Annotated in this window: 20 protein-coding genes; 9 read left to right on the forward strand and 11 right to left on the reverse strand. The window is 43.5% G+C overall.

Annotated elements, in window-relative coordinates; all coding sequences use genetic code 11:
• Positions 1-266: 266 nt before the first annotated feature.
• From clpB to IOD06_RS01855, 5 genes are all read right to left on the reverse strand, one after another.
• Positions 267-2,864 (reverse strand): ATP-dependent chaperone ClpB, encoded by a 2,598-nt coding sequence (gene clpB, locus IOD06_RS01835; RefSeq protein ID WP_194618803.1) that lies wholly within the window; start codon positions 2,862-2,864, stop codon positions 267-269.
• A gap of 329 nt (positions 2,865-3,193) precedes the next feature.
• Complete coding sequence (locus IOD06_RS01840; RefSeq protein WP_194618804.1) at positions 3,194-3,763, reverse strand: murein L,D-transpeptidase family protein; 570 nt, start codon at positions 3,761-3,763, stop codon at positions 3,194-3,196.
• Positions 3,764-3,893: 130 nt separating this feature from the next.
• Complete coding sequence (locus IOD06_RS01845; protein WP_194618805.1) at positions 3,894-4,688, reverse strand: SDR family NAD(P)-dependent oxidoreductase; 795 nt, start codon at positions 4,686-4,688, stop codon at positions 3,894-3,896.
• A 297-nt stretch (positions 4,689-4,985) separates the two neighbouring features.
• Positions 4,986-6,701 carry an AMP-binding protein gene (locus tag IOD06_RS01850; RefSeq protein WP_194618806.1) on the reverse strand — a complete coding sequence of 572 codons (1,716 nt, stop codon included), beginning with the start codon at positions 6,699-6,701 and terminating at the stop codon, positions 4,986-4,988.
• A gap of 188 nt (positions 6,702-6,889) precedes the next feature.
• Entirely contained in the window at positions 6,890-8,008 is a 1,119-nt protein-coding gene (locus tag IOD06_RS01855) for a DNA topoisomerase IB (protein WP_194618808.1), read from the reverse strand.
• Between the two features lie 181 nt (positions 8,009-8,189).
• On the opposite strand from IOD06_RS01855, the gene IOD06_RS01860 reads away from it, so the two are divergent.
• Positions 8,190-8,642, forward strand: a complete 453-nt coding sequence (locus tag IOD06_RS01860) for a GNAT family N-acetyltransferase (protein ID WP_194618810.1) — start codon at positions 8,190-8,192, stop codon at positions 8,640-8,642.
• Between the two features lie 148 nt (positions 8,643-8,790).
• Here the strand turns inward: IOD06_RS01860 and IOD06_RS01865 are convergent, their stop codons facing one another.
• The 4 genes from IOD06_RS01865 to IOD06_RS01880 form a co-directional block, all read right to left on the reverse strand.
• Positions 8,791-9,075, reverse strand: a complete 285-nt coding sequence (locus IOD06_RS01865; protein WP_194618812.1) for a pyrimidine/purine nucleoside phosphorylase — start codon at positions 9,073-9,075, stop codon at positions 8,791-8,793.
• 61 nt (positions 9,076-9,136) lie between these two features.
• Positions 9,137-10,232 (reverse strand): peptide chain release factor 2 gene (gene prfB / locus IOD06_RS01870; protein ID WP_197177230.1). Its coding sequence is split into 2 segments (ribosomal slippage): positions 9,137-10,159 and positions 10,161-10,232, totalling 1,095 coding nucleotides; the frame shifts between segments, so codons are not numbered across the junction.
• Positions 10,233-10,357: 125 nt separating this feature from the next.
• Positions 10,358-11,059 (reverse strand): HAD family phosphatase, encoded by a 702-nt coding sequence (locus tag IOD06_RS01875; protein WP_194618814.1) that lies wholly within the window; start codon positions 11,057-11,059, stop codon positions 10,358-10,360.
• Between the two features lie 178 nt (positions 11,060-11,237).
• A complete protein-coding gene (locus IOD06_RS01880) occupies positions 11,238-11,774 on the reverse strand; it encodes a gamma carbonic anhydrase family protein (protein WP_194618816.1) in 537 nt (178 codons plus the stop codon).
• 503 nt (positions 11,775-12,277) lie between these two features.
• Between IOD06_RS01880 and carA the strand changes: the two genes are divergently transcribed.
• The 8 genes from carA to IOD06_RS01920 all read left to right on the forward strand — a co-directional run bounded on the left by carA (position 12,278) and on the right by IOD06_RS01920 (position 23,773).
• Positions 12,278-13,510: a glutamine-hydrolyzing carbamoyl-phosphate synthase small subunit gene (gene carA / locus IOD06_RS01885; protein ID WP_194618819.1), complete on the forward strand. Its 1,233-nt coding sequence runs from the start codon at positions 12,278-12,280 to the stop codon at positions 13,508-13,510.
• A 130-nt stretch (positions 13,511-13,640) separates the two neighbouring features.
• Positions 13,641-16,919 carry a carbamoyl-phosphate synthase large subunit gene (gene carB, locus IOD06_RS01890; protein ID WP_194618821.1) on the forward strand — a complete coding sequence of 1,093 codons (3,279 nt, stop codon included), beginning with the start codon at positions 13,641-13,643 and terminating at the stop codon, positions 16,917-16,919.
• A gap of 352 nt (positions 16,920-17,271) precedes the next feature.
• Positions 17,272-17,748, forward strand: a complete 477-nt coding sequence (gene greA, locus IOD06_RS01895; RefSeq protein ID WP_189581294.1) for a transcription elongation factor GreA — start codon at positions 17,272-17,274, stop codon at positions 17,746-17,748.
• A 510-nt stretch (positions 17,749-18,258) separates the two neighbouring features.
• Positions 18,259-19,173 carry a hypothetical protein gene (locus IOD06_RS01900; RefSeq protein WP_194618823.1) on the forward strand — a complete coding sequence of 305 codons (915 nt, stop codon included), beginning with the start codon at positions 18,259-18,261 and terminating at the stop codon, positions 19,171-19,173.
• Between the two features lie 199 nt (positions 19,174-19,372).
• A complete protein-coding gene (locus IOD06_RS01905; RefSeq protein ID WP_194618824.1) occupies positions 19,373-19,993 on the forward strand; it encodes a hypothetical protein in 621 nt (206 codons plus the stop codon).
• A 122-nt stretch (positions 19,994-20,115) separates the two neighbouring features.
• Positions 20,116-21,384: a putative DNA modification/repair radical SAM protein gene (locus IOD06_RS01910; RefSeq protein ID WP_194618825.1), complete on the forward strand. Its 1,269-nt coding sequence runs from the start codon at positions 20,116-20,118 to the stop codon at positions 21,382-21,384.
• A gap of 42 nt (positions 21,385-21,426) precedes the next feature.
• A complete protein-coding gene (locus IOD06_RS01915; protein ID WP_194618826.1) occupies positions 21,427-22,299 on the forward strand; it encodes a TIGR03915 family putative DNA repair protein in 873 nt (290 codons plus the stop codon).
• Positions 22,300-22,450: 151 nt separating this feature from the next.
• Positions 22,451-23,773, forward strand: coding sequence for a glycosyltransferase (locus tag IOD06_RS01920; protein ID WP_227669841.1), 1,323 nt, complete (start codon positions 22,451-22,453; stop codon positions 23,771-23,773).
• 127 nt (positions 23,774-23,900) lie between these two features.
• On the opposite strand, the gene IOD06_RS01925 is transcribed toward IOD06_RS01920, so the two are convergent.
• Together IOD06_RS01925 and IOD06_RS01930 are read right to left on the reverse strand one after the other, a co-directional pair.
• Complete coding sequence (locus IOD06_RS01925; protein WP_194618827.1) at positions 23,901-24,650, reverse strand: cupin domain-containing protein; 750 nt, start codon at positions 24,648-24,650, stop codon at positions 23,901-23,903.
• Positions 24,625-25,365 carry a gamma-glutamyl-gamma-aminobutyrate hydrolase family protein gene (locus IOD06_RS01930; protein ID WP_194618828.1) on the reverse strand — a complete coding sequence of 247 codons (741 nt, stop codon included), beginning with the start codon at positions 25,363-25,365 and terminating at the stop codon, positions 24,625-24,627. Before IOD06_RS01930 ends, IOD06_RS01925 begins: the two co-directional genes overlap by 26 nt.
• Between the last annotated feature and the right edge of the window lie 437 nt (positions 25,366-25,802).

Below are 25,802 nucleotides of genomic sequence, written 5' to 3' on the forward strand. Positions count from 1 at the left end.
AAATGTTGTTGCAAACCTAGCTAAGGTCTCGACATTATCATCGGTTTACGCCTAGTTTGGGGCAATTTTAGCGATCAGCAGTCCTAATATTTGAATGTTCAACAGACCCTAGTCACTTATTTATAGCATAGTCCTGATATTTAAATAGTAAAAGAATAGTAGCGCAAAACGCGCCCCTAAACGTAAAAGCCCCTTATCTACGCTCGCAGATAAGGGGTTGAGTTTGAGAGTATAGTTAGCTCATAAAAACTTTAATGCTAAATTGATTAGCTCATTCTTAGCTTATCAAAGGTCAGCTTGTCATCAGAGCCAACATCGACTTTGATGATATCACCAGCGACAAAGTCACCAGATAATAGCTTCAATGACAGTGGATTTTCAATCTCTTGCTGAATGGCACGTTTGAGCGGACGCGCACCATACACAGGATCATAACCGACCGCGACCAATTTATTCATCGCATCCGCTGATAGCTCGATATCCATCTCACGCTCATGCAAGCGCTGACGCAAACGATCTAACTGGATAGAAGCAATACCTGCCATCTGTGACATACCAAGCGGATGGAAGACCACAATCTCATCGATACGGTTGACGAACTCTGGTCGGAAATGCTGACCAACTGAATCCATGACCTCCGCTTTGATATCCTCGTAGCTTTCACCGACCATTTCTTGGATTTTATGCGAACCCAAGTTGCTGGTCATGATAATCACGGTATTTTTGAAATCCACCACACGACCTTGTGAATCCGTCAAACGCCCATCGTCCAATACTTGTAGCAAGATATTGAACACATCAGGATGCGCTTTTTCGACTTCATCGAACAAAATCACACTATAAGGCTTGCGGCGTACCGCTTCAGTCAACGCACCGCCTTCCTCATAACCCACATAGCCTGGAGGCGCACCAACCAATCGACTGACACTGTGTTTCTCCATGTATTCACTCATGTCGATACGCACTATCGAATCTTCACTGTCAAACAAGAAGTTAGCCAATGATTTGGTCAGCTCAGTCTTACCGACACCCGTAGGTCCAAGGAATAAGAACGAGCCTGAAGGACGATTCGGATCAGACAAGCCAGCTCGGCTACGGCGTACCGCATTGGCTACCGCTTCAACTGCTTCATCTTGACCAATCACGCGCTCATGGAGTTTCTCTTCCATTGCCAGCATTTTCTCACGCTCGCCCTGCATCATTTTGTTGACTGGAATGCCTGTCGCAGCCGCAACCACTTCCGCAATCTCGTTGTCTGTGACTTTGTTACGTAGCAGTTTTACCCCACTACCTTCGCCTATTTGCTCTTTTTGTTCTGCCAAGTCAGACTCAGTGATACGGCGCTCTAGCTGCGGAATAGTTTCGTATTGCAGCTTGCTCATGGTCTCATAGTCACCCTCACGACTGGCTTTGTCATATGCAATACGGGCTTTATCCAACTCGTCTTTTAGCTGCTGACTACCTTTGACCAATGCTTTTTCTGCTTGCCAAATTTCATTGAGATCAGCGTACTCTTTTTCTAGCTCTTCAATTTGCGCATTGAGTGCTTTACGCTCTGCTTGCGCACCTGCATCTTCTTCGTTTTTGAGCACTTCACGCTGCATTTTTAGCTGAATCAAACGGCTATCAAGCTTACCTAACGATTCAGGTTTACTGTCCATCTCCATCCGCAAGCGACTCGCGGCTTCGTCGATTAAGTCAATCGCCTTATCGGGCAACTTACGATCAGTAATATAACGGTGACTCATCCGCGCAGCAGCAATAATGGCGCTGTCTTGAATATCAACCCCATGATGCAGCTCGTAACGCTCTTTAAGACCTCGCAAAATCGCAATGGTGTCTTCGACCGTTGGCTCATCGACCAACACTTTTTGGAACCGACGCTCAAGTGCCGCATCTTTTTCGATGTACTTGCGATACTCGTCCAGTGTCGTCGCTCCGACACAATGTAGCTCACCGCGTGCCAATGCTGGTTTTAGCATGTTGCCTGCGTCCATCGCCCCTTCAGACTTACCCGCACCGACCATGGTATGCAGCTCATCGATAAATAAGATGACGTTGCCTTCTTGCTTGGCCAAATCGCTCAACACGCTTTTGAGTCGCTCTTCGAACTCACCGCGGAATTTTGCCCCTGCAATCAAAGCGCCCAAGTCTAATGACAGTACTTCTTTGCGGCGTAAACCTTCTGGCACATCACCATTGATAATTTTTTGGGCTAACCCTTCGACGATAGCCGTCTTACCAACACCCGGCTCACCAATGAGCACAGGGTTATTTTTGGTACGGCGTGAGAGCACCTGAATGGTACGGCGAATCTCTTCGTCACGACCAATCACTGGATCTAGCTTGCCAAGCTCTGCTTGTTCAGTCAGATTAATCGTATATTTATTCAGCGCATCACGCTGATCTTCTGCGTTTTGGTTATTCACCGTATCATCACCGCGTAGCTGCTCAATCACGACTTTTAATTTGTTTGCTGTTACGCCAGCACTTTCAAATATCTTTTTGGTTTCGCCTTGTTCAGCGAGCGCCAACATCACCCATTCAGTGGCGATGAAATCGTCGCCTTCTTTTTGCGCTTGCCGATCGGCCAAGTTCAAGATTTTGACTGAATTTGGGTTTAAGTTAACGTCACCTGTCGGCTCCGAAATGGTCGCTTGATTGTCCAATGCCTTTGCGACACCGTTCTTTAACGCTGGAATAGACGCACCTGCTTGTTGGCAGATAGACAAATTAGATTCATCTTGCAGCAATATGGCAAGCAGATGCACAGGATCGATACCTGTATGATCGCGACCTAGGGCTAGGCTTTGTGCTTCTTGAATAGCGGATTGCAGTTTTTGGGTAAATTTCTCAAATCTCATATTCACATCCTTTTATAATTAGTATTTACAGCAGATGCTTTATAGTCTAGCGACTACTGTTATCTGTCATTTATATAAGGTATATATGTTCTTATTTCAAGCCAATTATCGAATAAAACCTTACTATAAGCAATGATATTTAGCTTTGACTATTGATTAATACCATTTAAGTGTATTTTTAAGAGGAATTAAAAGGTATGAAGGGGAAACAGTGCTATAAAAAAGCGAGCAGAAGGCGCATAAAAGTACGACAAAGAATAGAATAAGCGAGTCCGACACCCTATCTGATTTATGTAAAATTAGGACGTGTCATCGAAAACTCAATCGCTCTACTCTACGATTTCAATCGTGGTGCCTACTTTGACTGCAGCCATGATTTCATCCATCTCATCGTCGGTCACGGCGATACAACCATCCGTCCAGTCGCGTTTTTGATTGAGCCATGCTAAATGACCAAAGCCATTCATCTGACCATGAATCATAATATCACCGCCCGGATTGACACCAAGTGATTTGGCCTGCGCTTTATCAGCCGCATTTGGATAACTAATATGAATGGAGCGATGGGCAATAGAGTTTTCATTTTTATAATCTAAAGTATAGTTGCCTATGGGTGTACGTTCATCGCCTTGTTGCTGCTTGTGACCTACTGGACTGTCGCCCAATGCAATATGATAAGTACGAATCACATCATCGCCGCTCAATAATTGCAAACGGCGTTCAGATTTATCGACAAAGACTTTATCGATAATAACGTTATTAGCAATGGGTTGCTTTTTTTCTACAATATGCTTAACCGCAGCAATGGCACTAGTGCTAATAATAGCAGCAAGGCTAATTCCTATTGCAATCAGTAACCAATTTGCACGCTTGCTAGCATGTGGAAGAAAAAATGACATAGGCTTTAATCCTTATAACCAACGCTCAATAACAGTGAGTCATAATATATCAAAGCACCATGCCAATTTTTGTGAAAACTTCGTGAATCATATCGCAAAAATCTTATTTTTTTATAAGAAACTAATATCATTAGACCATACGAATGGCACCATCGAGACGAATGACTTCACCATTTAGGTAGGCATTATCAATAATATGGGTGACCAGTTTGGCAAATTCATTAGGATCACCCAAACGTTTAGGATAAGGCACGCCAGACTCTAATTGCTCACGCGCCTTTTCGGGAATCGAATCCATCATTGGCGTGGCAAAAATACCGGGTGCAATAGTCATCACTCGAATGCCGTGACGTGCCAGCTCACGAGCCAGTGGCAACATCATACCGACGACGCCAGCTTTGGACGATGCATAACTCGCCTGCCCCATTTGCCCGTCAAAGGCCGCAATAGACGCAGTATTAATAATAATACCTTGATCTATGTTCTTTTCTCTATTGCTTTTTTCTACGTTATTGGCATTAGCCACTCTTTTGGCAATACTAGACGCGACTAAGCGCGCTACGTTAAATGAACCGACCAGATTAATATTAACCCCGCGGCTAAAAGCCTCAAGATCTGCTGGATTGTTTTCGCGATCTAGCAGCTTTTGTACGACAGCGATACCTGCGCAATTGATCGAGCCGTGGAGACCGCCGAACGCTTCTTCAGCAACAGCAACAGCCGCTTGCACCTCATCACCACTTGTGACATCACAACGTACAAAACGTGCGTTATCTCCCAGCTCGTTGACCAGTGCTTGCCCAGCTGATTCATTCAAGTCAGCAATGATAACGTTGCCACCTTGAGCGACTAGCGCACGAACCACTGCTTCGCCTAAACCTGATGCACCACCTGTGACCAAAAAGCTGTTTTTTTGAATTTGCATGAATGTTCCTTAACTATTTATTATTTGATATTTTCATTGTTAATCAGCTTATGTTAAATAGTCTCATCATAAAGAATCTCTATTTTAACGAAATGCTATCTAGGGCGTGTCATCATTTAGATTGTGCGGCTTAAAATGAGGAAAATTGCAGCCAAACAAGGAAGGAATTGCCGTAAATATGAACATATTGACAAGATTTCTGACGATGTTTGGCTAAATTTAGCCATTTTAAGACCACTAAATGTATTCATGTGCTAATTGATGACGCGCCCTAATACTATATATTGCAAAACGCCCTTATCCGGCAGATAGACTGCGCAGCAAGAAGCGTTGAATCTTACCACTTGGGGTTTTTGGTAGTTCGCTCACGAACTCGACCTCACGCGGATAAGCATGAGTCGATAGACGCTTGCGCACCAAATCTTTAATTTGCTGAGCGATTTCTTCAGAGCCTTCGATGCCATCTTTTAACACCACATAAGACTTGATTGTATGTCCACGCACTTCATCTGGCACGCCAACTGCTGCTGATTCTGCAACCGCTTCATGCTCTAATACGGTATTTTCGACATCGGTAGGTCCTACACGATAACCTGCGGTAATAATGATGTCATCATCACGTCCTGAGAACCAATAGCTACCGTCACTATGACGCTCAACCACATCGCCTGTTAAGTAATAATCATCTGCAAAGGCTTGCTTCTCATTCCAGCTGTACCCTTGGAAATAAAACGCGGGCGACTGACTGACCACAACGGCTAATTGCCCTTGCTCACCATCCGGCAGCACGTTCATATCGTCATCTAATACCACTAACGTATGACCTGGTAACGCCATACCCATAGAGCCAACTGGACATTCATGTGCCAGTGCATGATGAGCACAGCACGTCATGCCTGTTTCTGTTTGCCCATATTGGTCTTTCACTTGACACGTCAGATAGGTTTCTACCCAGCTTACGACTTCGGTATTGAGCGTTTCCCCTGCTGAGTTGGCACAGCGTAGAGATAACTTGGCATTGGTATCCTTATGAGCGTCTTCATCAACATTGTCGAAAATGCCGCTAGATTTCATCATTCGGAAGGCGGTTGGTGAAGAGGCCAAATTGGTGATCTGATGCCGCACCATAAAATCACGTGTATTGGCAGCATCAAAGCCCGCTTCATTGAAATACGTGGTAACGCCAAGTAATAAAGGCCCTGTGATTGCATAGTACAATCCATACGCCCAGCCGGGATCAGCCATGTTCCAATAATGATCATCTTCACGTAGATCAATGGCATAACGCATATACAAGTAAAAGGCAGGTAACGCTGCTAACGGGACGCTCACACCTTTTGATTTACCAACCGTACCTGAGGTGAACATCTGCAAAAATGGCGCATCGGTATCGAGGGATACTGGCTCCATCGTCTGTGGCTGTGCTTCCATAGACTGGCTATAATGATCGTCACCCCATGTCTGAGCATCCTCTATACTGCCGACCAATACCATTTTGGTTTGCTCAGCCAAATCTTCAAACTTGCTGCGGTTATCTAGATTGGTAAATACAACCTTGGTGTCGGCCTTGTCCATCCGATATTTGATCGAATCATAGCCAAAAGCGGTAAATAGTGGCTGGTATACAGCCCCGATGCGCCATGTTGCCAATACGACAGTGAGCAGCTCAGGCGTACGTGGTAGCATAGTCGCTACCTTATCACCCGCTTTTACGCCATACGACTGTAGTAAGTTAGCAATTTGAGCGCTCGCTTTATCAAGCTCACCAAAGCTCATGCGCGTTATATTGCCTGCGGCGTCTTCGTGTACTAGCGCAGCATTGTCAGCGCGGCCATCACGTACATGACGACCACAGCAGGCCATATAGGCATTTAAACGATCATCAACATGCTCGCCAAAGATTTCTGACAGCAGTGTATTCATGTCGAAGTTATTATAATAATCGGTATAATTTTTTGGCGTGACTGAGGCGTCTGTATCAGCGATCGTAGCGGTTTGAGAGGCGGTGTTCATAAGCTAATCCTTTAGCAATAGCAGGTAACGGGTAAAATGGTATTTATGATTGTAAAACGGTCACATCCTATAGACCGTTTCATAGGTTCGTATTTATTATGCTCTATTAGTAACGCATTTTTGCACTTATTTCAATACATAACGTATCATTTTTATTTTTAGGTATGGAGTGTTTAATCATTATTAATTTAATTTAGTGTGCTTAAAAATCCAATCAAGGCCTTTTCTTCACAACTTTGATATTTTTTCGTCCGTCCACGGCGGGCTTGTTTGTAAGGCTCAAAAAACTGCCCTGCCAAAAAACGTTCAATGACAATGGGATGAATATACGAGGCACGACATACGGTCGGTGTATTACCCAGCTCTGCTGCCACGCTTTTTACCATATCAGTGACCAGCTGTTGACGCTCTGCGCTTTCTGGTGCACTGGCAAGTATGCTAGCGCCTGCTATCGTTTGTAGCTCGTCATGTAGATAGCTTGCTGCGAGCACACTTGCCATCCATGTGCGAAAATCCTTTGCACTATATAGTTTGCTCTCGCAGTCCATACCGCTAGTATGCATTCGCAAATAATCATTGATATCGCTACTATCGACGACTTGCTTATGTCCATCGTCATCTAAGTATTTGAATATCTGATAACCCGGCAACTCAGAACATGCCTGCACAATATCTATCAAACGCTCGTCTTGCAGCTCAATATGATGCTCCTTTGCACTTTTTCCGACAAAATCAAACGCCAATCCAGTGTCCGTTTCACTGACATGCTTACTACGTAGCGTACTCAGCCCATAACTTTTATTTTGCTTGGCATAGCGACTATTGCCAATACGAATCAAGGTGGTCTCAAGTAGCTTAACCACTGCGGCGAGCACATTGGTACGAGACAATGATTCTGCCTCTAAGTCTTTTTCGACCTGTGCTCGTAAATTGGGTAGCGCCTCTGCGAAGCCGATCATCGCATCGAATTTGGCTTGATCACGAATGTTATTCCATGACGGATGATACAAATACTGCTTACGGGATTTTTCATCTCGTCCTGTCGATTGTAGATGGCCTTTTTCGTCTTGGCAGATCCAAACCTCTGACCACATTGGCGGTATCACCAACGCATCAAAACGCTGGCGCAGCGCTTTATCTTTGACCGTTGCGCCCGTTGCATCACGGTAAGTAAAACCACGACCCCAACGTCTGCGCGCATAACCGGGCTCATCGTCACTCACATAACGCAGATTAGCGCGGCTGGCAAGATACTCATAATCATGGCGCACATCTCTTATCATTGTCTGCTCGCCTACCTTAGTCATAGAGTCCTACACCTTTGAAAAGTAATTGTTTTAGCATAATTAACTGCGATGATTTTTGCTGTTTATTTGACACAGATAAAGTGTAATCCTGTGTAAAATCTGCAGCATAGAAGGGTTATCAATTATGATTTATTGAGTCATACTTAAGCACCTGTTCATTAATAAAGCTGAGTAAAAAATCATGAAAAACTCTTCTATAAAAATCACGCCATTATCTAATACTGACTACGATAGTTGGTTACACTTGTGGCAAAACTATCTGACATTTTACGAGACCAGTTTACCCATGAGTACGACTGACACAACATGGCGCAATTTGCTAGATAGCAATGTACCTATTTATGGATTTGGAGCATGGCAGGATGATACGCTGGTAGGTATTACCCATGTGGTGCTGCATCCCAATACTTGGAATAGTACCGAATGTTGCTACTTGGAGGACTTGTACGTTAATGAATCTGTTCGCGGGCAAGGCTTAGGGCGCGCATTGATTGAACAGGTCTATGACTTTGCACGCCAGAAAAACTGTAACCGTGTCTATTGGACCACTCAAGAAGGCAACATTGCAGCGCGTAAACTCTATGATGCAATCGCCACCCAAACGGATATGGTGCAATACCGTAAAAACTTATAATATTGATTAGGACGTGTCTTCAATTCACTTAATAGTCATTTAAATAGGCTAAAAATGGCTAAACTTCTCTCAAAAAATACTTATAAAAAAACGCCAAGCATAAATACTTGGCGTTCATTGTTCTAATACTGCTATAACTTAGAGGTCGTTATTTACCGTATACACATAGATAAGCGGTTTCGACGTCTACTTTTACTTGGAACTTTTGGTTGGCTTCAACGGTAAACTGCTCGCCAGCATTAAAAGTCTGCCACTCGTCACTTTCTGGCAGCTTGACCGTCAATGCACCGCTCACCACACTCATGATTTCAAATTCACTAGTGCCAAACTCATACTCACCAATTTCCATGACGCCGACAGTCGCAGGCTTAGTAGCCGTTTGAAAGGCAATAGAAGTCACTTTATCATCAAAATAATTATTAACGCTTGGCATAATTTTCCTTAATTAAATATTGGTTACTATTTTAAAACGGCTGCTTGTTTAAAACTGCTGCTTACAATCCTGCTTTTAGACTCGCTTCAATAAACTGATCAAGGTCACCATCTAGCACAGCACCCGTGTTAAAGGTCTCAACACCGGTACGCAAGTCTTTGATACGTGAGTCATCAAGCACGTACGAGCGAATTTGACTGCCCCAGCCGACATCAGATTTACCATCTTCAACTGCTTGCTGTGATTCCATACGTTTTTGCATTTCTAGCTCATAGAGCTTAGCACGTAGCATCTTCATCGCCGTGGCCTTGTTACCATGTTGACTACGCTCATTCTGACAGGTCACTACTACGCCCGATGGTTCATGAGTAATACGTACCGCAGAATCTGTCGTGTTTACGTGCTGACCACCAGCCCCAGATGAGCGATAGGTATCGATACGCAAATCTGCTGGATTGATATCAATCTCGACGTTGTCATCGATTTCAGGCGAGACAAACACCGCAGCAAACGAGGTATGACGACCATTATTACTATCAAATGGTGATTTACGCACTAAACGGTGAACGCCAATCTCGGTACGCAACCAACCAAACGCATAGTCGCCTTTGATCTCAATCGTTGCCGACTTAATACCAGCCACGCTACCAGACGACACTTCAATCACGTCTACTTTGAAGCCATGTGCTTCTGCCCAGCGTGTATACATGCGAAGTAGCATCTCTGCCCAATCTTGCGCTTCAGTACCACCACTACCCGACTGAATATCTAGGTAGCAGTTGTTTGGGTCCATCTCACCGCTGAACATACGGCGGAACTCTAGGTCAGCCACACGTTTTTCAGCATTGTCCAGCTCAGTCTGCACATCGGCGAGCAATGACTCATCGTCTTCCTCTACCGCCAGCTCTAGCATAGCAGATGCATCTTCTAGCGTAGTTTCAAGAGAGACCACTACATCGATGACACCATCAAGATGGCTTTTTTCTTTGTTAATCTTAGTCGCACGCTCTGGATCGTTCCATAGCTCTGGGTTTTCTAACTCCAAATTGACTTCTTCTAAGCGCTCTTGCTTACCATCGAAGTCAAAGATACCTCCGCAAATCCTGCCCACGCTCTGATAAATCTTTAATCTGTTCTTGATACGGATTGATTTCCATAAATATTCCTGTTTTTCTAATAAAAATAAATAATAAATAACGCGCTATTTTAAATGAGATTGAGGCTAAATGGTTCGCTAATTATCGCTATTGCTAATGTTGCTACTATTACTGGATTAAATAATCTATATTGACCAATCTTCTACTGCCCAGCGATGCGCCAGAGCATGCGCATGAAGCGCGTCATCAGGTGACACGCAAACGGCCACATCTGCCCATTCGAGCAATGGGATGTCGTTCTTAGAATCTGAATACGCATACGTTTTTTCAAAGGTAACACCAGCTAACTGCTGCTTATTCACCCATTTGTCTAGATGATATATCTTACCTTCTTTAAAATTGGGCTTGTCCGCTAACTTACCTGTATAGCGATTGTCTTTTATTTCGAGCGGTGTTGATAACACATTGGCGGCCTCTATACCAAAACGTTTGGCAATGGCAGAGACCACAAAATCATTGGTCGCAGAAATAATCACGACTTCGTGTCCTTGCTCAATGTGCTGACACAATACTTCCATCGCTTTTGGGCGAATATGTGGCTCGATTTCGCTTTTGATATAGTCTTCTCTTAGCTCATCAAGTCTATCAAGCGGCAAACTGCTTAAAAACTGTGCGACGAATTCATTGTACTCTGTCGCGTCTAGCGTACCTTCGATATAGTCATTATAAAACTTCTGATTGGCAGTGCGGTACTGCGCCTCATCGACAAGGTCATGCTTTACGATATACTCGCCCCAGAGATAATCACTATCGACATCAAGTAACGTATGATCTAAATCAAATAATGCCAGTTGCTTTTGTTGTGTTTGTGCTTGATTTGCCTGCATGATGAGACCTTATCGTTGGTTGCAAAAAAATATGAATCGTTTAATAAAGTTAGGTAGGTTATGTATTAAGGCTGACGGTATTAATTGAATAGTGTATCAATGAAACAAGTATGAGCCCTATCGTCTATCTATTTAAACTTGTAGCTTGTCCGTTTAAAATCAACTCGTTTGCTTACCCTTATTCAGGCATCGCTATTGCTGTTAAGCCTGTTTTGAATTTTTGGCAACGCTCAGCATAATGTAGCGCTGACATTTTTAGCATGGCGGCTTGCTCATCGGTCAGCGTCTTGACCACTTTTGCAGGTGCGCCCATCACCAGTGAGTTATCTGGGATAACCTGACCTTCAGTAATCAAGGCTTTCGCCCCTATCAGGCAATTTTTACCTATCTTGGCATTATTGAGTACCACAGCACCTATACCAATCAAACTGTTATCACCAATCTCACAGCCATGTAGCATAGCCAGATGGCCGATAGTCACGTAGTTACCAATGGTCACCTTGACACCTGCATCGGTATGAATCACGCTGTTTTCTTGGACATTACTATAGTCACCGATATGAATACGATCATTGTCACCGCGTATCACCGCACCAAACCACACATTGGCTTGATGACCTAAATATACATCGCCCATCACTTGCGCTGAATCTGCCACCCAACCGTTGAATGGCACAGCAAACTCAGGGGTTTTGTCTAAATACTGATAAATCATAACGACTCCTTGTTATCTTCATTATTGTTATAACAAACGATCATAAAAATTGGGTTTAGCGCTGCGCTGTCCATTGTGGCAAAGCCAACTGTGAAAATCCAGCGCTATTAATATACGCTCGATATCGAATTCGATAAAAGAAAAGATAGTTTATACTTGCTTAGGCTATTTTTATAAAGTAAGTATCTTTATAAAGTCTTTGTTATTAGCCATGAAATGACTATTAATCCAGTAAATCGGCTAGCTATAACCGTCTATTTTGTATATAATACGCAAAATCTGTGCCTAAGCGAGCGGACATGATGCAAGTTACCTATTCACTATCTAGTGGGTTTTGTAGTTTTCATCAATAATGTCTTCTCGCTTTTTTGTGGAAAATTTTTGTGTATCGCCCTTTTTTTACTTTTATATGACGACAGTCAAATACCGTAAATAAAAGGATACGGAGCAATTTTAGACCAATAAAACACGATGGCACTCACCAATAACAGCGGAGGCAATCCTTGAATTCATCGGCAGAAATACAAGCAATTTTGGCACTAGCAGACGGTACAATCTTTCGCGGTGTCAGTATCGGCAGCCTAGGTCATCGTATTGGTGAAGTGGTATTTAACACAGCCATGACAGGGTATCAAGAAATCCTAACCGACCCAAGTTATGCCCGCCAGCTGGTGACTTTGACTTACCCTCATATCGGTAATACAGGCACCAACGCTGAGGACACCGAATCTGGCAATGGTCATCAAGTATGGGCAGATGGTCTTATCATCCGTGATGCCACCATGGCAACCTCTAACTTCCGTAACTCAGAGTCACTTAGCGACTATCTACAACGTAACGAAACAGTGGCTATCGCTGAAATTGATACGCGTCAGCTGACTCGCCTATTACGTGATAAAGGTGCACAGAACGGCTGTATCATGACTGCCTCAGACGGCGAGACGATCAGCGCTGCTGATGAGCAAAAAGCGATTGAGCTGGCACAAGGGTTTGCAGGCTTAAAAGGCATGGACTTGGCAAAAGAGTGCTGTACTAAAGAGAGCTTCGAATGGACAGCGGGTTCATGGGATTTATCAGACACCCTACTTAACCGTGATGCTGTTGGCAGCCACGATAGTGGTACAGGTGGTTTCTTTAAGCAATTAAACACGCACGTTGAGCACAAATTCAATGTGGTCGCTTATGACTTTGGTACCAAAACCAATATCCTACGTATGCTGGTTGATCGCGGCTGCCATGTGACCGTTGTACCAGCACAAACGCCTATCGCAGATGTGTTGGCGATAAATCCAGACGGTATCTTCTTATCGAACGGTCCTGGTGACCCTGCTGCTTGTGATTATGCCATCGATGCGGTACGTCACATTATTGAACAAACTAACATTCCAACGTTTGGTATCTGCTTAGGTCATCAGCTGGTTGGACTTGCCAGCGGTGCAAACACCATCAAGATGAAAACAGGTCATCATGGCGCTAACCATCCAGTACAAGACTTGGCAACTGGCACGGTTATGATTACCAGTCAAAACCATGGTTTCGCGGTTGATGAAGACACGCTACCGGATAACGTTAAATCTACCCATCGCTCATTGTTCGATGGTACTAACCAAGGTATTGAGCTGACCAACAAGCCAGTGTTTAGTTTCCAAGGTCACCCAGAAGCCAGCCCTGGTCCGCATGACTGTGCGCCACTGTTTGATAAATTTGCTGAGATGATGGCAACTGCTAAAGCTTAAGCCATTACTGAAAAAAAGATAAGCAAGCTGCCTGAAGGCTTGGATCGTTAATAATGGTTCAAGCAGCAGCATATAAAACCATTATGTACACCTCCATTAAAACATCACTTAAACGAAGGTAGCCCTAATTATGCCAAAACGTACCGACATAAAAAGCATTCTTATCATTGGCGCAGGCCCTATCGTCATCGGCCAAGCATGTGAGTTTGACTACTCAGGCGCGCAGGCGTGTAAAGCACTAAAAGAAGAAGGTTACCGCGTCATCTTGGTCAACTCAAACCCTGCGACCATCATGACTGACCCTACCATGGCGGATGCCACCTATATCGAGCCGATCACGTGGCAAACGGTTGAGCAAATCATCGCCAAAGAACGTCCTGATGCTATTTTGCCAACTATGGGCGGACAGACCGCTCTAAACTGTGCACTAGAGTTGGACAAGCATGGCGTATTGACCAAGTACAACTGCGAGTTGATTGGCGCGACCAAAGACTCAATCGAGATGGCAGAAGATCGCAACTTATTTGATAAAGCCATGAAGCGTATCGGCCTTGAGTGTCCACGTGCTGAAACCGCTGAAACCATGGAAGAAGCCTTTGCGACCCAAGAAAAAATGGGCTATCCGTGCATCATTCGTCCTTCATTTACGATGGGTGGTTCAGGTGGCGGTATCGCTTATAACCGCGATGAGTTCATCGAGATTTGCGAGCGCGGCTTTGACTTATCACCAAACCATCAATTACTGATCGATGAGTCGTTAATCGGTTGGAAAGAATATGAGATGGAAGTGGTTCGTGACAAAAACGACAACTGCATCATCATCTGTGCGATTGAGAACTTTGACCCAATGGGTGTGCATACAGGCGACTCTATCACGGTTGCACCAGCACAAACATTGACAGACAAAGAATACCAAATCATGCGTAATGCGTCATTAGCCGTACTGCGTGAGATTGGTGTGGAAACAGGCGGCTCAAACGTACAGTTCGGTATCAACCCTGATACAGGTCGCATGGTCGTCATCGAAATGAACCCACGCGTGTCACGCTCGTCTGCCCTAGCCTCAAAAGCCACTGGCTTCCCGATTGCAAAAATCGCGGCCAAATTAGCCGTTGGTTATACGCTAGATGAATTGCAAAACGACATTACTGGTGGCAAAACGCCAGCCAGCTTTGAGCCTGCGCTTGATTATGTCGTCACCAAAATCCCACGTTTTAACTTTGAGAAGTTCCCGCAAGCCGATAGTGTTTTATCAACGCAGATGAAGTCGGTTGGTGAAGTCATGGCGATTGGTCGTAACTTCCAAGAATCGATGCAAAAAGCATTACGTGGTATGGAAACCGGCAATGATGGTTTTGATGAGCAAATTGACTTTGCCGCTATCAAAGACGGTAGCCTTAGTACTGACAAAGCTCGTAGCGAGATTCATAATCGCTTAACCATTCCAACGCCTGAACGCATTTATTATATTGCTGATGCTTTCCGTATCGGTATGAGCGTCGATGAGGTCTTTAACTTAACCAAAATCGATCCATGGTTCTTGGTACAAATCGAAGACATCGTGAAAACCGAAGCGCAAGTTAAAGCTTTAGGTTTTGGCGGCTTAAATGAGAAAAACCTACGCAGCTTTAAGCGTAAAGGTTTGTCAGATTTACGTTTGGCTAAATTGCTTGGTATCTCACAAAAGCAGCTACGCAAAAAGCGTTGGGATTTAAACGTTTATCCAGTCTATAAGCGTGTCGATACCTGCGCGGCAGAGTTTGCCACCAGCACCGCTTATATGTACTCAACGTACGATAGTGAATGTGAAGCCAACCCAACCAATAACAAAAAGATCATGGTCATCGGTGGCGGTCCTAACCGTATCGGTCAAGGTATCGAGTTTGACTATTGCTGTGTGCACGCAGCCCTTGCCATGCGCGAAGACGGCTACGAGACCATCATGGTCAACTGTAACCCTGAAACGGTTTCAACCGATTATGACACCTCTGACCGTCTCTACTTTGAGCCAATTACGCTTGAAGATGTGCTAGAAATCGTCCGTATCGAAAATCCTGATGGTGTTATCGTACAGTTTGGTGGTCAAACACCTTTGAAACTTGCTCGTGCTCTTGAAGCTGCTGGCGTCAAAATTATTGGTACGAGCCCTGATGCGATTGACCGCGCAGAAGATCGCGAACGCTTCCAGCACATGATTCAGCAACTGAATCTTATTCAACCAACCAATGCCTTAGCGACTAGCTTAGAAGATGGTTTGGTCAAGGCAAAAGACGTTGGCTATCCATTAGTTGTACGCCCATCATATGTACTTGGTGGTCGCGCGATGGAAATCGTCTACAACGAAGATGAGCTCAGACATTATTTGCGTACCGCGGTACAAGCCTCTAACGAAGCGCCAGTATTGCTCGATCGCTTCTTGGATGATGCCATCGAAGTCGATGTTGACTGTGTCAGCGACGGCACCGATGTGGTGATTGGCGGTATCATGCAGCATATCGAACAAGCGGGTGTTCACTCTGGTGACTCAGCCTGTTCATTGCCGCCTTACTCGTTATCTAAAGAGTTATGCGATGTCATGCGCGCGCAAACGATTGCCATGGCAAAAGAGCTTGGCGTCATCGGTCTGATGAACGTACAGTTCGCGGTAAAAGGCGAAACGGTTTATATCTTAGAAGTAAACCCACGTGCCGCCCGTACCGTACCGTTTGTCTCTAAATGTATCGGTACATCGTTAGCACAGATTGCTGCGCGCTGTATGGCTGGCACCTCGCTAAAAGACCAAGGATTTACCACTGAGATTGTTCCGGCATTCTTTGCAGTAAAAGAAGCGGTATTCCCGTTTGCTAAATTCCCTGGTGTTGATCCAATCTTGAGCCCTGAGATGAAATCAACCGGTGAAGTCATGGGTGTGGGCAAAACCTTTGGCGAAGCATTCTACAAAGCGGTCATCGGTAGTAATGAGCGTCTGCCAGGCTTGCCGACTGAAGGCGAAACCAAAACCGTCTTTATCTCTGTACGTGATAGCGACAAAGCGCAAATCGCCCCTATCGCTCGTCAGCTCGCAGGTTTTGGTTTTAACATCGTCTCAACCACGGGTACGCAAAAGATATTGAGCGACGCTGGTATTGAGTGCAAGCAAATTAACAAAGTCACTGAAGGCCGCCCGCATATCGTTGACGCCTTGAAAAATGGCAAGATCGACCTTATCATCAACACGACTGAAGGTAAGCAGGCACAAGAGGATTCGTTCTCTATTCGCCGTAGCGCGCTACAAGGCAAAGTATTCTATGTCACCACCTTGGGTGCGGCAGATGCGGTTTGTAAATCTTATGCGATTGACTTGCCATTTGAAGTTTACAAACTGCAAGATTTGCATGAGCAAGCAAAGACTATTGACGTGGCTGAATAATTTCAGTAGATTAAGCATAACCGTTAGGCTTACTCAATCGCTTATTCGAGACTGATTAATCGTTTTAACATGACAACAGTGCTTAAAGACGATACCTTTGACATGGTAGAACCAAAAAGCAACATGATAGACCCAAAAGCATAGTGGCTAAACTGCGACTATGCTTTTTATTACGTAAGCTTAAGTGCGTATGGTATTGAAATTAATGACTTATAATTGACAGATAATGTATTTGTCAAACACGCTCAACATCACCCTTTTATATTTTATACCCATTGCAATGATCCCAACACCATCTCACTATTCCCTAGGAGTAGGAGGTGGTGTGGTGTTATTGGTTTAAGGAAAAAACATGCAACGTTATCCCATGACTCCGCAAGGACACGCGGCTTTAGAAGCCGAATTGAAACAGTTAAAAAGCATCGACCGTCCACGCATCACCGCTTCTATTGCTGAAGCACGCGAACACGGCGATCTCAAAGAAAATGCTGAATATCACGCCGCTCGCGAGCAGCAAGGATTTTGTGAAGCCCGTATTCGTGATATTGAAGCCAAGCTTGGCGGTGCTCAAGTCATCGACCCAGCGACTTTAACGCAAGAAGGTCGTGTGGTGTTCGGTGTGACCGTGGTGATTGAAAACATGGACACCGAAGAAGAAAAGCAATACAAAATCGTTGGTGATGATGAAGCCGACTTTAAAGCGGGCAAGATTTCGGTCAACTCACCGATTGCTCGTGGTCTGATCGGTAAGTTTGAAGGCGATGAAGTACGTATCGAAACGCCAAAAGGTGTGGTCGAGTACGAATTGATGAAAGTTATCTACGACTAATAGCAGTCGTGATGATAAAAGTCTATTGCTACCTTTATTAACCGTCACTTTTAGACAGCAGCTCTTTTTATAACGACTGAGATAACCACTGAAATAATTATTAAAATAATCACCAACTGAATAGATCCATCGATCCGCCAAAAACGATACGACTCACACAATGCCGGTTACACAATGCCGCTTTTCTAGTCTATTTGTTTTAGCGCATAATTGTTTGAGTTTGCAGTGTGGCTCATTTTTGCTGCACTTTTTCTGAAAATAATGATGGATTGATAGCTAATATTGGCTATCGTCAGTACTGATACCCTCGTTATTTGGCATACTTTATGGTGTCATTTAACGGGGGTTTTTTATTTAGATGTGATTTATTGTTGTCTTGTAGTTGATTCAATTTAAAGTATTACAAGGCAACCGAGTGTAGAGGTATATTTAATGCTTCAAGCGAGGTTAACGCAGTAATACTTTTATAGTGAAGTGACTATACTTACTGTTATTTTTGAGGAGTCTATTATGACCATGAAATTTTGTACACCAACCGCAATAACCCCTACTGTATCGGCACTATTAGCAGGTATAGTACTTGCTGCATCTTCAGCGCATGCCGCACCTGAATTGACTATTAACGCATCTGCTGGCGGTAGCACCACTGTGGTCGAGCAATACTCTGATGGCAAAACAGCCACTATCACTGCGACACCGAACGGTATTACGATGCAGGATGGCATGCCTTATGCGGTGACTCAAGTAACGACTGTACCACGCTATGTGGTTCGCCAAGGTGTTAGTAATGGTATAAACAATACGGTCATTACTCAGGGCAGCACAACCGTCACTAGCGTACCTGTGACCAATCGAGCGACCAATACCATCTCCAATGTCGACGTTATCACTACGCCCATCAGTACCGTGACCCAAGTATTACCTGTCGCAACTGCTACTCAATTGCCTGTTCTTAATGCACCAGCGACGACAGTCATCACCAATCAACCGGTAAGCAATCAAATAACGACGACTACTTTAGACACTTTACAGCTGACACCAACGTTTAGTACACCAGATGTCGTTAATGCACAAACCAAAGTCATGAAGATATTAAAAAATAAAGACGGTCGTGAAATGGCCGTGCCTGCCAATCATATCGCCCCCGGTGACGTCATCGAATACCACACTACTTATACCAACACCACCGCGCAGCCAGTCAATGACATCAATGCGATGGTGTCATTACCAAATGGTGTGCAGCTGGTGTCATTAAACAGCCCACTACCAACGCTTGCGACAACGGGTGGCGACAGCTATCAGACCATTCAACAAGTGGGCAATACTGTCGTTATCAAAAAAAACTACTCTGGACTTAAATGGAACTTGGTCAACCTTGGTTCTAATGCAGCCCAAACTGTCGTTATACGTGCGAAGGTTCAGTAAAAGTATGCCATAAAAATCACCATCAATAACGCATTGACAATATTGTGGTACAGCATTATAAAAGTTAAGAATTAATAAAGGTCTTACGCGCTATTTTTCTAGCCTGTGAGGCTTTTTTTATATCCGTACCTTATTCCTTAGCAACCGACCTTTTGCTATAGTGCTATTAATTCAAAACAAATATCTGGTAATTATTTGCATGTATAAACTTACTCCTCTCTATTCATTGGCTTTTATCATTTACGGCTGTATTTTGAGTTCTATATCTTGGGCTGAAGCTGCCGAACCAAAATTTGACACTAGCTTTTATATGTCGAAAATTTGTACTGCATATATGAGTAAAGATGGTCATGAATATTGCAATGATGGTTATATCCTTAAAAGCGAAACCTTTGAAGACGGTCAAGTAAAAGAAACGATGCTTATGGATGGAATGGGTGGCTACGGTTGGAATCATACTTCACTTAAAAAAATCGATAAAGATACTTATCATGTTTATGTTTATGTTGGCTGCGGCAATCCGTGCGGTGCTAATATGCTATTTGGTCGTGGCGGTGAGGAACAATACTTTGATTTGTATTTTGATATCGATGCAAAAAGCAGATGTACTGTTGAATATGATAATGACAAGAACCTATGGGTTGCCCGTCATTTTTTCTCCGATAAAGAAGTAGCTTTACCTTCAACTCATGGCAATAGTGAATCTGCGATTTATCCCAAGTACGATGTTGAATTTGATAAAAAAGGACATCTGATTGTTAAAAAAAACTTCTCAGAGGAAGTGGTTCAAACGTTGCCTAATCCCTGCTCCTCTAATTAAAAATCTCATGAATAGCACGACAACAGTTGTCGTATGAAATCGATATTTCCCTAATAATTACAGTGACTTGCAAACCAATTTGTTAAAATAACAACCTATAAATGAATTGGTAAATAGCGCTTATGGCAACCATCAATTATGAACGACTGCAAGGTAAGCTTAATATTTTAGCGGATGCTGCTAAGTATGATGTCTCTTGCTCATCCTCCGCTGGTACGCGTAAGAACCAAGGCGGTGGTCTTGGTGATGCCTCCGCAACGGGTATTTGTCACAGCTACACCGAAGATGGGCGCTGCGTTAGTTTACTCAAAATTCTGCTGACCAATCATTGCATTTACGACTGCGCTTATTGCACCTCGCGCAAAAGTAATGACACCCCACGCGCAGCCTTTAGTGTCGAAGAAGTCGTTGATTTAACCATGCAGTTTTATCGCCGTAATTATATCGAAGGGTTGTTTCTCAGCTCAGGTATCTTTAAAAGTGGCGATTATACGATGGAGCGCTTGGTCGAGGTCGCCAAGATATTGCGTACCCGTGAGCGTTTTAACGGCTATATCCATCTAAAAACCATTCCGGGCGCGTCAAAAGAATTGCTGTTAGAAGCAGGGCTCTATGCTGATCGTTTGAGCGTCAATATCGAGATTCCGACTAAATCGGGCTTAGCTTTACTCGCTCCAGAGAAGTCGCATGATGAATTAAAAGCACCGATGGAGACGGTCAAAGAAGAAATTATTACTATTCGTGAGAGCCGTAAAACGCATAAAAAAGCACCGAAATTTGTGCCCGCAGGTCAAACCAGTCAAATGATTGTTGGTGCCAGTAATGAGACCGATTTGCAGGTCATTCAGCTATCGAGTCATTTTTATAAACAATATGATCTCAAGCGTGTTTATTATTCTGGTTATGTACCGATGCTGTCTGACAGCCGCTTGCCAGCGATTGGGACACCAGTGCCGATGGTGCGAGAGAATCGTCTCTATCAAGCCGATTGGCTGATGCGTTTTTATGGTTTTGGCGCGCATGAAATCGTCGAACCAGACTCACCATTTTTGGATTTAGATTGCGATCCAAAATTAGCTTGGGCAATCCGCCATCGTGAGCATTTTCCGGTTAATATTCAAACCGCGACTTATGAGATGATTGTGCGCATCCCAGGTATTGGTACTAAGACGGCTAAAAAGATAGTGAAAGCACGCAAGTTTAATCAATTGACGCTTTATCATCTGAAAAAAATGGGCGCAGCGGTCAACCGTGCCAAATACTTTATTGCCACCACCGGTAAAAATGAACACCTCGCCCATTTAACCCGTGATAATTTCCGCCAATACGTACTGGCGCAAACGCAAACCAAATATAAAGATCAGCGCAGTGGTCAGTTGGCGCTGTTTTAATGAGTACGGTTTTGATTGCCACTATTTTAAATAGGAACATAAATGTCACAGCTGATGCAAAGCCATGACTATATTGTCGGTCACTTAACGCCCAGTATTGTGCTTTATGAGCCAAGTTTTGAAGGTTGGCTAAGTGCCGTTTTTTATGTCTATGCCAATCGGTTACAAGAAGATGAATCCTTACAGTTAATTGCTCAAGATTCTTATGCGCCCTCATTGATTTCTGAAGCGAGCAGTGTTGCTACAGATGAAGACCATGCTGAACGCGTATTAACCAAGCTACATAAGCTATTGGGGCGTTCAGGTATGCGGAATATTCTGTGGGGATTTTTATCAGAAAAAGACAATATCGGTACGACATTGTTTCAGGTGATTAAATATGCCATTGACTACCCTAGCCGCCATATTATGGAAGACCTCGGTAACCTGAGTGTCTTAGAGTTAGTACAAACCGTCAAATCCGTCGGTCGTGAGAAGCATCGAATGGAAGCCTTTGTGCGTTTTGAGCATACGACCGATGATATTTATTTTGCCCGTGTTGAGCCTGACTTTAATGTGTTGCCCCTCATCGGAGAGCATTTTCGTCAGCGTTATCAAGACCAGCATTGGGCGATTTATGACCTGACTCGTAACTATGGCATCTATTATGATAAAAGTAATAGTATGCCCAAACGCCCCGCTGCCCTGCAAACGATCACTGACCTTGATGACGCGGTACTACGCAATCCTGCCAGCATCCATAGTTCTGACGAGCAGCGTTATCAAAGATTTTGGCAAGGTTACTTTACCAACGTCAATATCAAAGAGCGCAAAAACCCTAAGTTGCATAAACAGTATCTACCGCAGCGCTATTGGAAATACCTAAGCGAAAAGCAAGTACTGCCCAATGCTGAGCACTTGCGAAAACGACGCTAACGACTCTTATAGGCTTTTAATCCCAACATTTATACTTATATATTTTAAAAACCAGCTGTCTGTCATCATCTTTTTATCTTGATGGTTGAGTTTTTAGCGCTTTTAACTGACAATAGCAAATTGATATTACTAACCGGTGACCCACGCTATTATGAAAGTTATGCGCTTACTGTCGTCTTTGAAGCATGATGAATCCGAGCGCGGCATTTTTCATCTTGGGCGTGCATTGGTCAAAAATGAGCACACGTCTATCATTGTCTCAAGCGCTGATGAAGATAATGATTTGGTTAGGCGTCTCAAACGTGATGGCAATATATACCATCAGCTACACATGAATAAAAAATCTTGGCTGTCGTTGCTGCAAGTCTCATCGCTTAGACATCTGATTGAAAAGTACGAGCCTGATGTGATTCATGTACATTCGCGTACACCTGCATGGATATTACATTTGGCACTGCGCCGCGCACGAGTCAGGCGTTTGCCAAAGTTGGTCTCGACCATGTATGGTTTTTATCCTATTAATAAATACTCACAAGCGTTGCTCGATGTCGACACGATTATTACGGTATCTGATAGTGTCACCAACTATCTAAAAAAGGGACTGCGCCGCGAAGATGTCGATCCTACGATCATTAAGCGCATTTACCGCGGTATCGACACCCGTCGCTATCCTTATCGGCACAATCCATCTGTCTATTGGCTACGGCACACTTTCGCTGAATATCCTGAGCTTGAGCATAAAAAGTGGCTGGTGTTTCCGACAGTGATTGGTAACGAGTACGGTCAAGAATGGCTCATCGATATATTGGGCAATCTGCAGGAACAGTTTCCTAATATTCATGCCATCATTATGGACGATGATTTTAGAGATGGTGATGTCGCGCATGAAGATTTTCGCCAACGTAGTAATACATTGGAGCTGGCTGAGCGCATTACTTATGTGGGTAGTAAGCGTAATGATATGCGGGAATGGCTATCGGCGGCCAACATCGTCATGGCGCTTGCAAATGAGCCTGAATCTATTGGTATTAATGCCCTACAAGCCATCCACCTAGGCACGCCCGTTATTGGCTGGGATCAGGCAGCATTTAGTGAAATTCTACAGCCACTCTACCCGCAAGGCTTGGTAAAAAAATACAATGCCAATGCCCTATGCAAAGCTGTTAGGAACCAGCTAGAAAGCGTAACGCGTCCAGAAATGACCAACAAATTTACCATGCGCGAGATGATCGAAGAAACGCTGGCGGTATATCAAGGTCTGTATGATGATTCACTTGCAGAAGAACAAGCGAAAGCCGATGCTATAGCAGTACGACGAATCAAAAAAAGTCTCAAAAAACCTGCTAAGCCTATTCTTAGTGTCGCCGTCAAAAACGTCGAACCCGTCAATAAAAATGCAACAGTCAAACTGAGCAAAGAAACGTCTAAAATAGTGGACACAGCAGAGATAGCCGAAGACCATCAAGAGCCATAGACGCCATGTATCATTCAATACGTGTAAAAGTGGACATGCTCTTTTTGACAGTACATTTTAATTAAAAAAAGGCCACTTCAAAAATAGAAGTAGCCTTATCAAAACCAATAAAGTATATAAAATGGGTTTAATACGTCGTTGGTGTATGTGCGCTGACAATGCGGGTCACGCTATCGGTGGGATTGATAAAGGTATGCGGCTGAGTGGTATCAATCACGTAGCTGTCGCCCTGATTTAACAAATAAGTACTTTCTTCGATACGGATAATAATCTTACCTTCGATAACCGTACCAATCTCCTCCCCTTCGTGAGCAATTTTTTCTTCCGTTGAGCTATTGGGTTGATAGGTCTCAATCAAAAATCCTAGGTTTCTTGTCGTACTGCAGTTATATACTTGTTTTAACGACACTCTGCTATTGGGTTCATTGAGCTCTAATAAATCCTTTGGCGTCACAATGACTCTAGCCCTAGGCTCCTTCCACTCGTCGCTAAAAAACGTGGTCAGATCAGAACCTAGTACTGTCAAGATAGCCTTTAACGTATTGACCGCTGGACTGACCTTATTGCGTTCAATAGAGCTAATAGACGTGTTCGTCAATCCAGACATTTTGGCCAATTTACGTTGCGAGTAACCTTTCGCTAGACGCAGCTGGTTAATCTTTTTGCCAATGTCTTCCTTCAATGGCTCATCTGTTTCAGAAGATGACGCCGTGTCAGAATCCATCAGTTCATCATCGATATCGATATCATCTATTTCGATATCAACTATATCTTTGTCATCGATACTATTAACATCGCTCTCAATACTATCAATGTCAGTGACGGCAGTTTCTGCCTTACTTTTAGTCGTGCTATTTGGTTTGTGGTTCTCTGGCATGGTGAATAAATTCCGTGAATAGAAATTTGGACAAGTTATCTTGCACATAATTTAACTCAGGATGCCATTGTACACCAATCATAAATGGATGTTGCAATAAGCTGATCGCTTCGACCAAGCCATCAGGCGCTGACGCCTCAACCAATAAACGCGCGCCTACTTTATAGATTGCTTGTTTGTGTAATGAATTGACGTGCCATTTTTTACCAAATGCAGCCAGTCTCCCCTCAGGATGAATGATCACATCATGTACTGGCTGATATTGCACCTCAAGCGGTTGGGTGTTGTCTTCTAAATGTGGTTCATAAAACCCATCGACTTCACGCCAGTCAGGATGTAGCGTGCCATTAAAATGAACATTCATCTCTTGCAAACCTCGGCAAACTGCCAACAGAGGCATGTTTCTTTCATCTGCATAAGCCAACAATTTGAAACTTAGCTCATCACGGCCTAAGTCTTGTTTTGCCTCGACGTGCGTCGCGCCATAACGAGTTGGCGCGACATTGCTGTAACTGCCCGTCAATAAAATCCCGTCTACCATTTCGAGCAACGCATCAAAGTTTTCGCTATCGGCAGCCGTATTTGGTAGCAGTATGGGATTGCCACCGTAGAAGTTTACTGCATCGATGTATTTTTGATATACCGCCTGTGCTGGCTGTCCATCAACCATCTTATGACAGGACACAATAGCAATAATAGGTCTGGGATTTTTCATATTATCTTTCCTAGTTATAATGAATAGACTTAATCCATTCATATTATTCATATCCTTTATTTAGCTAAAATTTAACACAATGCCTCACAAAATGTAAACTATAAACTTCATTAATATCGATATTAGTATTAAAAAGGCCTTTTTGGGTTATTTTAAGATAATTTTAAATAAAAATTGACAACTATAGTTTTCATCCATATATTGGAAGTCATTACCGATATTACTAAACAGAGATTAACTTTTAGTTTTAATAATACTATTAAAAAAATTATCTCTAAGTGGCTAATACCATTGATAAAAAATGTCGGCTTTGGTGAAAACGTATCATATTCAGTTGACCATTTATCAAACGCTTATTTATTAAGTATTCGTTATAAATGTCACTAACAGCGCACTCAGACCTAATAGCAAAGATGTAGCAGCAACAAATCCAGCAA

Source organism: Psychrobacter sp. N25K4-3-2 (assembly GCF_015351755.1).
GTDB lineage: Bacteria > Pseudomonadota > Gammaproteobacteria > Pseudomonadales > Moraxellaceae > Psychrobacter > Psychrobacter glaciei.